Genomic DNA, 15,151 nt, shown 5'->3' with positions numbered 1-15,151 from the left:
GGATGACGAAAAACCGCCCCCGCCACCGCGCGGGGGCGTGACTTTGGGACGCACGGGCACTACATACCCGGTGACAGCCCAAAGCCATTCAGGACGCCATGATGCAACCCTTCCTGGCCCACCCGTTCGATTCGGACCGCCTGCACGAGGAATGCGGCATCTTCGGGGCGATCGGCGTGGCAGACGCGTCGAACTTTGTGGCCCTGGGCCTGCACGCGCTCCAGCATCGCGGACAAGAGGCCGGCGGCATCGTCGCCCATGACCCCGAAAGCGGGTTCAACAGCGCGCACCGGTTCGGCTATGTGCGCGACAACTTCACCAAGGCCGACGTGATGGCCACCCTGCCCGGCCCCCTGGCCATCGGGCATGTGCGGTATTCCACCGCCGGGACCAAGGCCGCGACCGCGATCCGCGACGTGCAGCCGTTCTTTGGAGAATTCCACATGGGCGGATGCGCCATCGCGCACAACGGCAACATCACCAACGCCGCCGCCCTGCGCCGCGAACTGATCGAGCGCGGGTCGATTTTTCAGTCGTCGTCGGACAGCGAATGCATCATCCACCTGATGGCGCGGTCGATCCAGCGCAACATCCCCGAACGGATGAAGGACGCCCTGCGCCGGGTCGAGGGCGCCTTTTCCGTGATCGCCATGACCCGGACCAAGCTGATCGGCGTGCGCGATCCGCTGGGCGTGCGCCCGCTGGTGCTGGGCAAGGTCGGCGACGATGGCTTCGTGCTGGCATCGGAAACCTGCGCCCTGGACATCATCGGCGCCGATTTCCTGCGCGAGATCGAGCCGGGCGAGATGGTCGTCATCTCGCGCGGGGCGGTCGAATCCTCGCGTCCCTTCGGGCCGTCCACGGGCCGGTTTTGCATCTTTGAACACGTCTATTTCTCGCGTCCCGATTCGATCATCGGCGGGCGGTCGGTCTATGAAACCCGCCGCCAGATCGGCGTGGAACTGGCGCGCGAGGCGCCCATCGACGCCGATCTGGTTTGCCCCGTTCCCGACAGCGGCACGCCCGCCGCCATCGGCTATGCGCAGGAATCGGGCATTCCCTATGGCATGGGGATCATCCGCAATCAGTACATGGGCCGCACCTTCATCGAGCCAACCGAGCAGATCCGCAACATGGGCGTCCGGTTGAAGCTGAACGTGAACCGGTCGCTGATCGCGGGCAAGCGGGTGGTGCTGGTGGACGACAGCGTGGTGCGCGGCACCACCAGCCGCAAGATCAAGGACATGATCCTGGACGCGGGCGCCGCCGAGGTCCATTTCCGCATCGCGTCCCCCCCCACCGCCTGGCCCTGTTTCTATGGCGTGGACACGCCCGACCGGGACAAGCTGCTGGCTGCGAACATGACGCCCGAGGAGATGCGCGACTGGATCGGCGTCGATTCACTGGCTTTCGTGTCGCTGGACGGACTGTATCGCGCCGTGGGCGAGGCCGGGGGGCGCAACACGGCCAGCCCGCAATATTGCGACGCCTGTTTTTCCGGCGATTATCCGGTCGCGCCGTTCGACCAGCTTGAACGCGGCTTCCGCATGAAGGCCGGGTCGGAAACGGCGGTCAGCGAGGCGGCGGAATAAGCCGGGGGACTTCACGTCCCCCGGACCCCCTGTGGGATATTTGAAACCAAGGCAAAGACCTAGCGGACGATCCGTTCCAGCGGATCGTACCAGGCGGCGTGCTGCCCCCAGACGGCGCGGGCCAGCATTCCGGGCTTGTGGCGCAGCGTGCGAAGGTCCGCGCGCGTGGCCCAGCGGAAGCGGTTGACCACCTTTTCGGGGTCTTCAAGGGTGATCGTGGTGTTGTCGAGCGAGGCGCGGAAGATGATCTCGACCTGATGAAAGCCCCGGTCGGGGTCGTGGAATTCGTTGACCAGGATCGGCGCGCCGATTCTGATGGCAAGGCCGGTTTCCTCGGCGACTTCCCTCATCAGGTTTTCGGGCAGAGACTGGCCGGGTTCGACCCCGCCGCCGGGCAGGCACCACAGGTCCGACTGCTGCCCCGGATAGGCGTTGACCAGCAGCAGCCGGTCGCCCTTCAGGATCGCCGCGCGGACGGCCAGCCGGGGCCGCGTCATCTGGCGATCCGGTTGACATGCCCCATCTTGCGCCCTGGCCGCGGCGCGCCCTTGCCATACAGGTGCACCTGCACGTTGGGGGTTTTCAGCAGATCCGGTACGCGGTCCAGATCGTCGCCGATCAGGTTTTCCATCACCACATCCGCGTAACGCCTGCCATCGCCCAAGGGCAGGCCCGCCACGGCGCGGATGTGCTGTTCGAACTGATCCACCGCGCAGCCCCCTTGGGTCCAGTGGCCCGAATTGTGGACGCGCGGCGCGATCTCGTTCACGATCAGCCCGGCGGGGGTGACGAACAGTTCAACCCCCAGGACGCCGACGTATTCCAGCGCGTTGGCGATGCGCCCGGCGATCAGCACGGCATCGGTGACGATCTTGGCGGGCAGGCCGCATGGGACGGTGGTAGTGCGCAGGATGCCATCGCAGTGGACGTTCAGGCCCGGATCGAAGGCCGCCACCTGCCCGTCCGCGCCACGCGCGACGATGACGCTGATCTCGGCGCTGAAATCGACGAAACCTTCCAGCACGGACGGGGCGCCGGTCCATTCGGCCGGGCCGTCACTGATGCGCACCTGACCCTTGCCATCATAGCCCATGCGCCGGGTCTTCAGGATCGCGGGGCGGCCGATGGCCGCGACGGCGGCGTCCAGGTCGGCCTGGGTCGGCACGTCGGCAAAGGGCGCGGTCGCCAGGCCGATGCCGTTCAGAAAGGTCTTTTCCGTCAGCCGGTCCTGCGACACCGCCAGGGCGCGGCGGTTCGGGCGGATCGGGCGGATCGATTCCAGCAGATCGAGCGCCGCGGTCGGCACGTTCTCGAATTCGTAGGTGATGACGTCCACGCTGTCGGCGAAGGCGCGCAGCGCGTCCGTGTCCTCATAGGGCGCGGTCGTCACCCGCCAGGCCACGTCGCCCGCGGGCGCGGCGCCCGGTTCATAAATGTGGCAGCGCAGGCCCAGGCGGCTGGCCGCGACCGACAGCATCCGGCCCAATTGGCCGCCGCCCAGGATGCCGATGGCGCGAACCTCACTCATCGCGCGGCGCCTCGGGGATGGACTGGGACAGGGCCTGGCGCCAGGCGTCCAGACGCAGGGCCAGGGCGGGGTCGGACAGCGCCAGGATCCCCGCCGCCATCAGCCCGGCATTGGCCGCGCCCGCCGACCCGATGGCCATGGTGGCGACCGGATAGCCCTTGGGCATCTGCACGATGGAATACAGCGAATCGATCCCGGACAGCGCGCGCGTCTGGACCGGCACGCCGATCACCGGCAGGCGGGTCTTGGAGGCCATCATTCCCGGCAGATGCGCCGCCCCCCCGGCGCCGGCGATGATGACGCGCAGCCCACGCGACACGGCGGTCTTGCCGTATTCCCACAAACGGTCGGGGGTCCGGTGGGCGCTGACGATGCGGGATTCGTAGCCCACGCCCAATTCGTCCAGGATCGTCGCGGCGTCCTTCATCGTGGGCCAGTCGGACTGGCTGCCCATGATGATGCCCACAGGTTTGTCCATCCTTGTCCCCCGGTTTTGCCCGCCCGTCCTATCGCGCAGGGCAGCAGGCCGCAATCAGGCGATGATGTCGGGGGTGATCTCGTCCTCGATCCGGGCGATCTGGTCCTTGAGGACCAGTTTCTGCTTTTTCAGCCGCTGCAACGCCAGCGAGGATGTCAGTTGCTGGGCCGACAGTGCCGCGATCGCCTCGTCCAGGTCGCGATGTTCGCAGCGCAGGGCGATCAGCCTGGCGCGGATGATCTCGTCGTGGGACATTTCGTGGTGCATGTTCATCTGGCGTGGCCCGGCTGGACGTACGAGACGTCGTTTTTCCAACCATAGCGCGTCTGTGTGGCGCTGTTAACAGGCAGCCGTGGTCAACGCTGCAAATCCCGCACAGGCGCCTGCCTTGCGTCGGGCGGCGGCACCACACATATAATCCCTGACGGGTTGCCGGATCGGGGCCTGACACACAGTCGCTTTGCCGCGAAAGGGCTGGCCATGACGAAGATTTCACTGGGGGCGCATCCCTATCTGCTGGGTTTCGACCAGCTGGAGCGTCTGGCCGAACGCGCAGCCAAGGGCGCCGAGGGCTATCCCCCCTGCAACATCGAACATATCGCGCCCGACGGGTTTCGGATCACGCTGGCGGTGGCCGGGTTTTCCGACGCGGATCTGTCCGTCACGACCGAGGACCGGCAACTGGTCATTCGCGGACGGCTGGCCGAACCCGACACGGATCGCGTCTTCCTGCACCGGGGTATCGCCGCGCGCGCGTTCCAGCGCAGCTTCGTTCTGGCCGATGGGGTCGAGGTCGCGGGGGCCGAAATCGCGAACGGCCTGCTGCATGTCGATCTGATCCGCATCCAGCCCCAGCAGGTTGTCCAGACCATTCCGATCAGCCGCAGATAAAGGGGATCATCATGGATACCAAATTCGACTTCGGCGGCATCGACGCCGAAAGCACCGTCTATATCCGGCAGGTCGAAACCCGCACCCTGCCTCGGGAAATCCGCGACCAGCTGGAAGGCATCGACAGCATGTATGCCGTCCACGATGCCGACGGGGAACGCCTGGCCCTGGTCAGGGACCGGTCGCTGGCCTTTGTTCTGGCGCGCCAGAACGAACTGACGCCGGTCAGCGCCCACTGACCGGCGGCTTGGGCGCCGATGTCCCGACGGCGCCCCGCGACAGCTTGCGCAGCGCCAGGATCGCCAGGATCGCGGCAAAGGCGCAGATCTGATAGATCAGCGCATGGGACATCGCAGCGGCGTAATCGCCGCCCGGCTGGCCGCGCAGCCTGACGAAGAACAGGCTGGACACGACCGCGATGCCGACCGCCGCCCCCACCTGCTGAAACGCCTGCATCGCCCCCGATCCCGCGCCTGCGTCCTGGGGGGGAACCGATTGCAGGACGGTCTGGAACAACGGCGAGATCGTCAGGCCCATGCCGAACCCGCAGACCGCCAGCGGCGCGATCAGCGTGGCCGCCGTGAACGGCGACGGCGGGCGGCCCGTGACGTGGCGCAGATAAATCATGCCCGCCAGCATGATCCCGACGCCCACGGCCATGCGCAGCGACATGACCTTCGTGCCGAATCGCCCGGTGACATAGCTGCTGACCATGATGCCCAGGGGGAACGGCGCCGTGGCGATGCCCGATTGCAGCGGGGTCAATCCGAACCCGGTTTGCAGATAGATCGCCAGCACTAGGAACATCCCCGGTATGGCCGAGAAATGCAGCATCACCATCGCCACGCCCGACAGGAACCCGCCGTTGCGCATCAGCGTCACCGGCAGAAGCTGCGCCCGTCCCCGACGCGCCAGAACCGCCTGCCGCCAGACGAACAGCGCGCCGGTGGGCAGGGACGCGGCCAGCATCGCCAGGCACCACCAGGGCCAGCCCAGCAGCGCGCCCTCGATCACCGGCAGGACGACCAGGATGACAGCCAGCGAAAACAGCGCGATGCCGGGCCAGTCGATCTGCATCCGCCGGTCCGACGACAGCGCCGGGATCCAGCGGATCCCGGCCAGGATCACGAACAGGCCCACCGGCAGGTTGACCAGAAAGATCGGGCGCCAGTCCAGCCCGGCGATGTTGCCGGTAATCAGCGCGCCCCCCATCAGCGGCCCCGTCACCGCCCCCAGGCTGGCCACCACACCCGCCAACGCAAAGGCGCGCGCCTTTTGGTCGGGCGGAAACATCACATGCATGATCGCCATGACCTGCGGCACCATCATCGCCCCGCCGATCCCCTGCAAGGCGCGCGACCAGATCAGCATGGGCATGTCCAGCGCAAAGCCGCACAGGGCGGATGCCATCGTGAACAGCCCGATGCCCATCAGGAACAGCCGCTTGCGCCCGAACTTGTCGCCAAAGCGGCCGAACGGCAGCAGGCCCGCCGCGAAAGCCAGCACATAGGCCGCCGAAACCCATTCGATCTGCGCGGCGGTGGCGTCCAGGTTCGCCTGGATCGACGGCAGCGCGACATTGACGATGCTGACATCGATCAGGTTCATGAAATTGCCCAGCAGCAGCAGCACGGTCGCCAGCCAGGGGTTGAAACCGGGGTCGCCTGGGCATGTGGGGGTCATGGGCCTGCCTTGTTGCAGAGCGTGAACTTGCGGCGGGTCTAGAGGTTCCTGCCGTCTTCCGCCAGCCTCACGCTGATCCGGTCCTGATGGGTCCGATAGAACCGTCGCGCGGCCGGATCGGCCAGCACCAGATGCGTGGCGCCGTGATTGCCCGCCACCATGCCCCGCCACAGCACGCCCTGGGATCCGGGCGGCGGGGCGACCGGCAGCGGCGCCAGGACCGCCCCGTCGGGCACCCGGACCGCGACCCCCGGAAAGGGCTGCACCAGCAGCAGGGCGTCCAGCCGCTTCGACAGGTCGGATGCCGCCTCGATCTGGTCGGAACGGTCGGGCTGGATCGCCAGAACCCGTTCGGCGCCCCGGTCGCGGAACAGCGCGCGCAGGGCGTTGGGGCGGGCGCCGCCGGACGGGCGCCCCAGCCCCTTGACCTTGCCGCCCAGCAGCACCGGATCGCCCCATTTGTCGGTCACGGACAGGATCGCCAGCACCGCGCCCCCGGCATCGCGCAGGGCGATGTCGTCGCCGGGCTGCACGTCGCAGGCCAGGGCGCCGTCCACCGGCAAGGCCAGCGGCACCGGCCAGGGGGATACCGCCCCGTCCCGGACCGCCTGGTGGTCCGCCTGGGTCATGTAGCCGCGAAGGGGGGCAAGGCCGCCGTTCGTCAACAGCGCAAGCTCGCCTGCCTGCCGGTCGTCCAGCGTCCAGGCGCGCAGCCTTGCGGCCTGGGCCAGCAGGGCGCCTGCGGCCTCGGGCGATACATGCAACTCTCGGATCGGGGCGTGGTGGGGACGGGTCATGCCCTTGGCCTAGCGCAGGCGGCGGCGTTTGTCATCCGGGTCCGGGGCGTGTAGGAATGGCGCCGTTAACGCCATCAGAGAGACCCCATGACCAGCATTCGCGCCGTGATCTTTGACATGGACGGCTGCCTTGTGGACAGCGAACCGATGTCGCTGGAAACCCTTGGCGACATGATGGGGGCCGAGGGCCTGCCGACCACGCGGGACGAACTGCGCCAGCGGTTCCTGGGCGTGTCGATCCAGGCCATCGTCCGCCAGATCGGCGAGGCCCTTGGACGCGACGACCTGCACGATTTCGCCGCCACCTTCGAGGAACGGCTGCTGGCCCGCTATCCGTCCGAACTGCGGCTGATTCCCGGCATCTGCGGCCTGCTGGACGACCTGGCCGCGCGGGATATCGCGGTGGCCATCGCCACAGGCAGTTCGGTGCGCAGGCTGGGCATCACCTTGCGGGTGGCGGGGCTGGCGGATCGGTTCGGAAACATGACCTTCAGCGCCGACCAGGTGAACCGCGGCAAGCCCGCGCCCGACCTGTTCCTGCTGGCCGCCGAGCGGCTGGGCGTCCGGCCCGATGCCTGCGCGGTGATGGAGGATTCGCCCCACGGCATCGCGGGCGCCCGCGCGGCGGGAATGCGCGCCGTGGGGTTCACCGGCGGCAGCCACCTGCATGGGATGCAGGCCGATCACGCCCGCCGTCTGCGCGAGGCGGGGGCCGCGGCGGTGCTGCCCGACCTTGCGGGCATGGCGGATGCGCTGCTGGACCGGCAGGCCACGGGCGTTTGACGCAGAAACGGCCTTTCGGCCAGATAGGGCGGCGGGATGGGGGACGCGCGACATGAGCTTTCTAGGAATCGACCTTGGCACATCCGGCCTGCGGGCGCTGCTGGTGGACGGCGGCGGCAGGCCGGTGGGATCGACCGAGCGGCATTATCCGGTCAGCCAACCCCATTCCGGCTGGTCCGAACAGGATCCGGCCGACTGGATCGCGGCGCTTGACGCCGCCGTCGCGGACCTGCGCGACCGGCACCCGGAATTTTCCGCGCTGCGCGGCATCGGCGTGGCCGGCCACATGCACGGCGCCACCCTGCTGGACGCGGACGACCGGGTGATCCGCCCCTGCATCCTGTGGAACGACACCCGCAGCCACGAACAGGCCGCCCGCCTGGACGCCATTCCCGGTGTCCGCGACCTGTCGGGCAACATCGTCTTTCCGGGCTTTACCGCGCCCAAGCTGGAATGGGTCCGTCAACACGAACCCCGGAACCACGCGCGGGTCGCCCGCGTGCTGCTGCCTGCCGCCTATCTGAACCTGCATCTGACCGGCGATCATGTGACCGACATGTCGGACGCGGCGGGCACGTCCTGGCTGGATACCGCCGCGCGCGACTGGTCGGACGCGCTGCTGGCCGCAGGGCACATGCGCCGCGACCAGATGCCCCGCCTGGTCGAAGGATCGGCCCCCGCTGGCCAGTTGCGCGGCGATCTTGCCCAACGCTGGGGACTGTCCCACCCGGTCGTGGTGGCGGGCGGGGCGGGCGACAATGCCGCCGCCGCCTGCGGGATCGGCGCGATGGCCGAAGGCCAGGGCTTCGTGTCGCTGGGCACCTCGGGCGTGCTGGTGGCGGCGCGGGACGGGTATCATCCGGCGCCCGCCACGGCGCTGCACACCTTCTGCCACGCGGTGCCCGACACCTGGTATCAGATGGGGGTGATGCTGTCGGCGACCGACAGCCTGAACTGGCTGTCCCGCATCACGGGCGCATCCCCGGCGGATCTGGCGGCGGGGGCGGGGGACAGGCTTCAGGCGCCGGGCGCGGTGCGGTTCCTGCCTTATCTGTCGGGCGAACGCACGCCGCACAACGACGCGGCGATCCGCGGGGCCTTCACCGGCCTGGGGTCGGGGACCACCCGCGATGATTTGACCCGCGCCGTGCTGGAGGGCGTGGCCTTCGGCCTGCGCGACAGCCATCAGGCCTTGCAGGACACCGGGGCGCGGCTGGACCGCATGATGGCCATCGGCGGCGGGGCGCGGTCGCGGTACTGGCTGCGGGTGATCGCCACCGCGCTGGACGTGACGCTGACCCTGCCCGCCGACGGCGAATTCGGCGCGGCCCTGGGCGCGGCTCGCCTGGGGATGGCGGCGGCCGGGTCCGGCAGCGTTGCCCGGATCATGACCGCCCCCGACGTGGTCGAGGAGATCGCCCCCGATGCCGCCCTGCGCGAGCCGTTCGATGCGGCCTATCAGGCATTCCGGGCGGCTTATCCGGCGGTGCGCGCCATCCAGTGACGCGATCGCCCGCCGACGGGCCTGCGGCGCCGGTTCCGCCACCCGCGGTCCGCAGGGTCGCCAGGCCGGCGGACGCGGCCAAGGCCCTTTCCGGCGATATGCCGGCGGTGTTCGAAAAAACCGCCGAAAAAAGCGGAAACCGCGAAACGGCTTCCAAAAAAGCATTGTGTCCCGTTCGGATGCTGGCGCAAGCTGGCGCCAGCGTGACGGCGCAGCAAAGCGCCGCATAACCAGTCTGGGAGGACACATGACCGCATCGAAGCTGATAGGCGCGCTTTTCGCCGCCACGATCCTGACCGCGCCCGCCTTTGCGCAAACCTATCCCGAACGCCAGATCACCATGGTCGTGCCGTTCGCGGCGGGCGGTCCGACCGACACGGTGGCGCGCCTGGTGGCCGAACGCATGTCGGCCGACCTGGGCCAGCAGATCGTCGTCGAAAACATCGGCGGCGCCGGGGGCACGCTGGGCGCGGGCAACGTCGCCAAGGCCGAACCGGACGGATACACGGTTCTGCTGCACCACATCGGCATGGCCACGTCCGAAACCCTTTACCGCAATCTGGCCTATGACACCCTGGACGCCTTCGAATACGTGGGACTCGTGACCGAGGTGCCGATGGTCGTCACCGCGCGCCAGGATTTCGAACCCGCCGATTTTCCGGCCTTCGTGGACTACGTCAAGGCCAATGCCGATTCGCTGACGCTGGCCAATGCGGGGATCGGGGCGGCCAGCCACCTGTGCGGGATGCTGCTGATGCAGGCGCTCGAGGCGCCGCTGGTGACGGTTCCCTACAAGGGGACGGGTCCGGCGATGACCGACCTGCTGGGCGGGCAGGTGGACATCATGTGCGACCAGACCACCAACACCACCCAGCAGATCAAGGGCGGCACGATCAAGGCCTATGCCGTGACCACCCCGGAACGGTTGGATCTGTTCCCCGACCTGCCGACCGCCGCCGAATCCGGGTTCGAGGCGATGCAGTTCGGCATCTGGCACGGCATCTATACCCCCAAGGGCACCCCGGCCGAGATCAATCAGCGCCTGTCGCAGTCGCTGCAAACGGCGCTGGCCGACGAAGGCGTGGCCAAGGCCATGGCTGATCTCGGCACGTCCCCGTCAAGCCCCGAGGACGCCACCCCCGAGGCGCTGAAGGCCAAGCTGGAATCCGAGATCGCCCGCTGGAAGCCGGTGATCGAGGCCGCGGGCGTTTACGCAGACTGACCGGCCTTGCCCCGCCGCCGGGAATGTGGCGGCGGGGCGTCCGGCATCCAGGGGGGGATCATGTCCACGAAACCGAACGACACCACCGACATCGCTGCGGGCCTGCTGTTCATGGCCTTTGCCGCGTTCTTCGGATTGCAGGCCACCGGGCTGGAGATGGGCACGTCCCTGCGGATGGGGCCGGGATATTTTCCGGCCGTGCTGTCGGCCGTTCTGTTCCTGCTGGGCGCTGTGATCCTGTTCAAGGCGCTGGGCCGCCCCGATGACGAACCCTTTGGCCGGATCGCCTGGCGGGGCATCCTGTTCATCCTGCCCGCGCCGATCTTCTTCGGCCTGACGGTCCGCGGCCTGGGCTTCGTGCCCGCGCTGTTCATCACCACGCTGATCGCGTCGCAGGCCTCGGTGCGGATGCGGCCCCTGTCCGCGCTGGTCCTGGCCATCGTGGTCACGATCATGTCCACGCTGATCTTCAGCTATGGCCTGGGGCTGCCGTTCCGGCGCTTTGGCCCCTGGCTGCCGTTGTAGGGGGCGATCATGGACCTGCTGTCAAATCTGGCCCTTGGCTTCGGCGTCGCCTCGTCGCTGGCGAACCTGGCCTTCTGCCTGATCGGGGTGCTGCTGGGCACGCTGATCGGCGTGCTGCCGGGCATCGGCGCCACCGCCACCATCGCCATGCTGCTCCCCATCACCTTCCAGCTGGAACCCGTGTCCTCGCTTATCATGCTGGCCGGCATCTATTACGGCGCGCAATACGGCGGATCGACCACGGCCATCCTTATCAACATGCCCGGCGAAAGCAGTTCCGCCGTGACGGCCATCGACGGATACCAGATGGCCCGCCAGGGCCGCGCGGGAACGGCGCTGGCGACCGCCGCCATCGGGTCGTTCTTCGCGGGAACGGTTGCGACGTTCCTGGTCGCGATCTTCGCGCCGCCGCTGACCGCCATCGCGCTGAAGTTCGGCGCCGCCGAATACTTCAGCCTGATGGTCATGGGCCTGGTGATGTCGGTGGCGCTTGCCCATGGATCGGTGCTGAAGGCCCTGGCGATGGTGGTGCTGGGCCTGCTTTTGGGCATGGTCGGCACCGACGTTTATACCGGCGCGCCGCGCTTTACGATGGGCATCACGCAATTCGCCGACGGGCTGAATTTCGTCGCGGTCGCCGTGGGCGTCTTCGGAATCGCGGAAATCCTGCGAAACCTGGAAGACGAGCACGACCGAGAGGTGATGACCAAGAACATCAGCCGCCTGTTCCCGACGCGCGACGAATTCCGCCAGATGATCGCCCCGGTCCTGCGCGGCACGGGCATCGGGTCGGTCCTGGGCATCCTGCCCGGCGGCGGCGCGATCCTGGCGTCCTTTGCCAGCTATACCGTCGAAAAGAAGCTGTCCAAGCACCCCGAGGAATTCGGCAAGGGCGCCCTGGCCGGCGTCGCCGGACCGGAATCGGCCAACAACGCGGGCGCGCAGACCAGCTTCATCCCGCTGCTGACGCTCGGCATCCCGGCGAACCCGGTCATGGCGCTGATGATCGGAGCGATGATTATCCAGGGCATCGTGCCCGGCCCGAACGTGGTCAGCGAACAGCCCGCGCTGTTCTGGGGCATCGTCGCGTCGATGTGGATCGGCAACCTGATGCTGGTGGTGCTGAACCTGCCGCTGATCGGTCTGTGGGTGAAACTGCTGACCGTGCCCTATTACATTCTGTTCCCGATCATCATGGCGATGTGTTCGATCGGGGTCTATTCGGTGAATTCGAACACCTACGACCTGTTCGCCGTCGCCGGGTTCGGCCTGCTGGGATACGTTCTGTCCAAGCTGCGCTGCGAACCCGCGCCCCTGCTGTTGGGCTTCGTGCTTGGCCCCCTGCTGGAGGAAAACCTGCGCCGCGCCATGATCCTGTCGCGCGGCGATCCCACCACCTTCGTCACCCGCCCCATCAGCGCCACGCTTCTGGTGCTGTCGCTGGCCATTCTGGTGCTGGTGTTCCTGCCCCAGATCCGCAAACGCCGCGACGAGGTGTTCACCGAAAGCGACGGTTGACGCCCATTCCCCTGCCCCGAAAGGACAAACCATGACTTCGATCACCCGTCGCATCCTTCTGGGATCGGCCCTTGCCCTTGGCCTTGCCGGAACGGCCGCCGCCGAATATCCCGAACGCCAGATCACCCTGGTCATTCCCTTTGCCGCTGGCGGGTCCACGGACGTGGTGGGCCGCATCGTGGCCGAACGCATGGGCCGGGAACTGGGCCAGCAGATCGTCGTGCAGAATGTCGGCGGCGCGGGCGGCAGCCTGGGGGCGCAGCAGGTGGCCCAGGCCGATGCCGACGGCTATACGATCCTGATGGGGACGGTCGCCACCCATGCTCTGAATCCGCTGATCCTGACGCAGAAACCCTATGACCCGGTGGCGGATTTCGCGCCCGTATCGCTACTGGTGCTGGTGCCGAACGTGCTGGCGGTGAACCCCGAACTGCCCGTCAACACGGTCCAGGAACTGATCGACCTGGCCAAGGAACAGCCGCTGGCCTATGCCTCGTCGGGCAACGGCACCCCCCTGCACCTGTCGGGCGAACTGTTCAAGTCGATGGCGGGCGTGGACATCACCCACATCCCCTACAAGGGATCCGGTCCCGCGCTGACGGATGTGCTGGGCAACCAGGTGCCCATCATCTTCGACAACCTTCCCTCGGCTTCGGGTCACATCGCCAGCGGCAAGCTGCGGGCGCTTGGCGTCACGACCGCCGAACGCGCCGCCAGCTTTCCGGACATCCCCACCATCGCGGAAACCCTGCCGGGATACGAAACCTATACCTGGAACGCGCTGTTCGCCCCCGCCGGCACCCCGCCCGAGGCGATCGAGACGCTTGCCGCCGCCGCCAAGGCCACCATGGCCGATCCCGCGGTGGTCGAACGCATGGCCGAATTTTCCGCCACCATCGTCGCGTCCGGCCCCGATGAACTGGCCGCCCATGTCCAGGCCGAAATGGCGAAATGGGAACCCGTGGTCAAGGACGCCAACGTCAGTCTGGACTGAGGCGCGCGCGCCGGGGGTTTGCTTCCGGCGCGATCTTTGCCAATGATCGCGCCCGACACGGTGGATGAGGATTTCATGAGCGGACTGCTGGCACTTCTGGACGACGTGGCCTCGATCTCCAAGGTCGCGGCGGCATCCATCGACGACGTGGCGGGCCAGGCCGTCAAGGCCGGGGCCAAGGCCGCGGGCGCGGTGATCGACGACGCGGCGGTGACGCCCAAATACGTCAACGGCTTCGACGCCAGCCGCGAATTGCCCATCGTGTGGAAGATCGCGCGGGGGTCGCTGTTCAACAAGATGGTGATTCTGCTGCCGATCGCGCTGCTGCTGTCGGCCTTCGCACCCTGGGCGATTTCCCCCCTGCTGATGCTGGGGGGCGCCTATCTGTGTTACGAAGGGGCCGAAAAGGTCGCGAACGCCTTCGGCTTTGGCGAAACCCACAAAAGCGAAAAATACACTCGTCCCAAATCCGGCGGCGCCGCGCTGGAGGAACAGCGCGTCGCGGGCGCGATCAAGACCGATTTCATCCTGTCGGCCGAGATCATGACCATCGCCCTGTCCACGATTCCCGCGGACGACACGCTGTGGATGAAGGCGTTGATCCTGACCCTGGTGGCCGTGGCCATCACCGCCGCCGTCTATGGTTTCGTGGCGCTGATCGTCAAGGCCGACGATGTGGGCGTCTATCTGGCCACGCGGCAGAACGGCCTGTCCGCGACCCTCGGGCGCGGCATCGTCAAGGTCATGCCCGGCTTCATGAAGGTGCTGACCATCGTCGGCACGGCGGCGATGATCTGGGTGGGCGGGCAGATCGTCTTGCACGGCCTGTCCGAACTGGGATGGAGCGCCCCTTACGACTGGATCCATCGCCAGGCCACGGCAGCGGCCACCGCCGTTCCGCAGGCGCCAGGCGTGACGGCCTGGGCCGTCACCGCGTTCTTCGACGGCATCTTCGGCCTTGCCCTGGGTCTGATCCTGATCCCGATCGCGCACAAGGTCATCAATCCGGCGCTGGCCGCCACGGTCCTGCCGCTGATCTCCCGCCTTCGCGGGGGCGTGAAGACCTGATCGGCGGCGACTTCGGTCATCAACCGCAGGCAGACACATGCCTGCGCCGCGCCGCCGCCGTTGCCATGGCGGCGGCCGGACCTTGATACGATCAGGCCGCCGTGCGTCCGGCGCCCTTGTCCAGATCAAGGCGCAACGACACGCCGTCGCGCAACCGCATGCTGGCCAGATGATCGCCCATCATCGCATTCACTTTCGATCCGATTTCGCGCGGCAACGCTGCGGCAGCGTCCGCGATCTGAACGACTGACGCCAGCTGTTGCTGCTGGGCTTCGTCCAGGCCGATGGCCTCGATCCAGGCGATCCTGCGGCCGCCAGCCTGTTCGTGGACCGGGCCGACAAGATCGCTGAGGTCGATTCCGCCGAACCGCCTGGGATCGGGATCGGGAAAGCGCCGCGCGACCTCGACATACAGCGGAATGCAGATCCTCTGGCCAATCATTTCAAAACAGATTTCGGCTGGCATGGTAAAAGATAGTGTCCCAGCACGTGGTGTAGGAGGCCGCGCGCGGAGCCTTCGGCGTAGCGCAAGCCGCGCGGCCGTGGGTTACGCTGGCGGTCACCGCCG

Annotated in this window: 17 protein-coding genes; 10 read left to right on the top strand and 7 right to left on the bottom strand. The window is 67.6% G+C overall.

Translation table 11 applies throughout. From position 1 onward, the window contains the following. The first annotated feature begins 101 nt into the window (after nucleotides 1-101). Nucleotides 102-1,592, top strand: coding sequence for an amidophosphoribosyltransferase (gene purF, locus CHB77_RS13145; protein WP_089388681.1), 1,491 nt, complete (start codon nucleotides 102-104; stop codon nucleotides 1,590-1,592). A 59-nt stretch (nucleotides 1,593-1,651) separates the two neighbouring features. On the opposite strand, the gene CHB77_RS13140 is transcribed toward purF, so the two are convergent. Genes CHB77_RS13140 through CHB77_RS13125 form a run of 4 tightly spaced genes read right to left on the bottom strand, consistent with a single transcriptional unit; the run spans nucleotide 1,652 to nucleotide 3,871 of the window. Beyond that, nucleotides 1,652-2,089, bottom strand: coding sequence for an NUDIX domain-containing protein (locus tag CHB77_RS13140; RefSeq protein WP_089388680.1), 438 nt, complete (start codon nucleotides 2,087-2,089; stop codon nucleotides 1,652-1,654). Continuing rightward, a complete protein-coding gene (locus CHB77_RS13135) occupies nucleotides 2,086-3,120 on the bottom strand; it encodes a 5-(carboxyamino)imidazole ribonucleotide synthase (RefSeq protein ID WP_089388679.1) in 1,035 nt (344 codons plus the stop codon). Before CHB77_RS13135 ends, CHB77_RS13140 begins: the two co-directional genes overlap by 4 nt. Next, nucleotides 3,113-3,598: a 5-(carboxyamino)imidazole ribonucleotide mutase gene (gene purE, locus CHB77_RS13130; RefSeq protein WP_089388678.1), complete on the bottom strand. Its 486-nt coding sequence runs from the start codon at nucleotides 3,596-3,598 to the stop codon at nucleotides 3,113-3,115. The genes CHB77_RS13135 and purE overlap by 8 nt, the downstream gene beginning before the upstream one ends. A gap of 54 nt (nucleotides 3,599-3,652) precedes the next feature. After that, nucleotides 3,653-3,871: a YdcH family protein gene (locus CHB77_RS13125; RefSeq protein ID WP_089388677.1), complete on the bottom strand. Its 219-nt coding sequence runs from the start codon at nucleotides 3,869-3,871 to the stop codon at nucleotides 3,653-3,655. 207 nt (nucleotides 3,872-4,078) lie between these two features. Here CHB77_RS13125 and CHB77_RS13120 point away from each other — a divergent pair, with 207 nt between their 5' ends. Continuing rightward, nucleotides 4,079-4,489, top strand: a complete 411-nt coding sequence (locus tag CHB77_RS13120) for an Hsp20 family protein (protein WP_089388676.1) — start codon at nucleotides 4,079-4,081, stop codon at nucleotides 4,487-4,489. 11 nt (nucleotides 4,490-4,500) lie between these two features. Continuing rightward, a complete protein-coding gene (locus CHB77_RS13115) occupies nucleotides 4,501-4,728 on the top strand; it encodes a DUF1150 family protein (RefSeq protein WP_089388675.1) in 228 nt (75 codons plus the stop codon). On the opposite strand, the gene CHB77_RS13110 is transcribed toward CHB77_RS13115, so the two are convergent. After that, nucleotides 4,715-6,172, bottom strand: a complete 1,458-nt coding sequence (locus tag CHB77_RS13110) for an MFS transporter (RefSeq protein ID WP_089388674.1) — start codon at nucleotides 6,170-6,172, stop codon at nucleotides 4,715-4,717. The genes CHB77_RS13115 and CHB77_RS13110 overlap by 14 nt on opposite strands. Nucleotides 6,173-6,210: 38 nt before the next feature. Then, the gene (locus tag CHB77_RS13105; protein ID WP_089388673.1) at nucleotides 6,211-6,969 is read right to left on the bottom strand and encodes a bifunctional sulfate adenylyltransferase/adenylylsulfate kinase; all 759 of its coding nucleotides are present in this window, start codon (nucleotides 6,967-6,969) and stop codon (nucleotides 6,211-6,213) included. 87 nt (nucleotides 6,970-7,056) lie between these two features. On the opposite strand from CHB77_RS13105, the gene CHB77_RS13100 reads away from it, so the two are divergent. The 7 genes from CHB77_RS13100 (at nucleotide 7,057) to CHB77_RS13070 (ending at nucleotide 14,583) form a co-directional block, all read left to right on the top strand. Beyond that, the gene (locus tag CHB77_RS13100) at nucleotides 7,057-7,752 is read left to right on the top strand and encodes an HAD family hydrolase (protein ID WP_089388672.1); all 696 of its coding nucleotides are present in this window, start codon (nucleotides 7,057-7,059) and stop codon (nucleotides 7,750-7,752) included. 52 nt (nucleotides 7,753-7,804) lie between these two features. After that, the gene (gene xylB / locus CHB77_RS13095; RefSeq protein ID WP_089388671.1) at nucleotides 7,805-9,256 is read left to right on the top strand and encodes a xylulokinase; all 1,452 of its coding nucleotides are present in this window, start codon (nucleotides 7,805-7,807) and stop codon (nucleotides 9,254-9,256) included. 247 nt (nucleotides 9,257-9,503) lie between these two features. Further along, nucleotides 9,504-10,478: a tripartite tricarboxylate transporter substrate-binding protein gene (locus tag CHB77_RS13090; protein WP_089388670.1), complete on the top strand. Its 975-nt coding sequence runs from the start codon at nucleotides 9,504-9,506 to the stop codon at nucleotides 10,476-10,478. A gap of 60 nt (nucleotides 10,479-10,538) precedes the next feature. Then, nucleotides 10,539-11,003 (top strand): tripartite tricarboxylate transporter TctB family protein, encoded by a 465-nt coding sequence (locus CHB77_RS13085; RefSeq protein ID WP_089388669.1) that lies wholly within the window; start codon nucleotides 10,539-10,541, stop codon nucleotides 11,001-11,003. A 9-nt stretch (nucleotides 11,004-11,012) separates the two neighbouring features. Continuing rightward, entirely contained in the window at nucleotides 11,013-12,521 is a 1,509-nt protein-coding gene (locus CHB77_RS13080) for a tripartite tricarboxylate transporter permease (protein WP_089388668.1), read from the top strand. A gap of 31 nt (nucleotides 12,522-12,552) precedes the next feature. Further along, the gene (locus tag CHB77_RS13075; protein WP_089388667.1) at nucleotides 12,553-13,515 is read left to right on the top strand and encodes a Bug family tripartite tricarboxylate transporter substrate binding protein; all 963 of its coding nucleotides are present in this window, start codon (nucleotides 12,553-12,555) and stop codon (nucleotides 13,513-13,515) included. Nucleotides 13,516-13,590: 75 nt separating this feature from the next. Further along, nucleotides 13,591-14,583, top strand: a complete 993-nt coding sequence (locus CHB77_RS13070) for a DUF808 domain-containing protein (protein ID WP_089388770.1) — start codon at nucleotides 13,591-13,593, stop codon at nucleotides 14,581-14,583. Nucleotides 14,584-14,708: 125 nt separating this feature from the next. Here the strand turns inward: CHB77_RS13070 and CHB77_RS13065 are convergent, their stop codons facing one another. Further along, nucleotides 14,709-15,008, bottom strand: coding sequence for a GspH/FimT family pseudopilin (locus tag CHB77_RS13065; protein ID WP_479724570.1), 300 nt, complete (start codon nucleotides 15,006-15,008; stop codon nucleotides 14,709-14,711). Nucleotides 15,009-15,151 lie beyond the last annotated feature (143 nt).

Source organism: Paracoccus sediminis (assembly GCF_900188295.1).
GTDB lineage: Bacteria > Pseudomonadota > Alphaproteobacteria > Rhodobacterales > Rhodobacteraceae > Paracoccus > Paracoccus sediminis.
The sequence above is the reverse complement of the archived record's forward strand: the minus strand, read 5'-3'. Positions and strand labels throughout refer to the sequence as shown.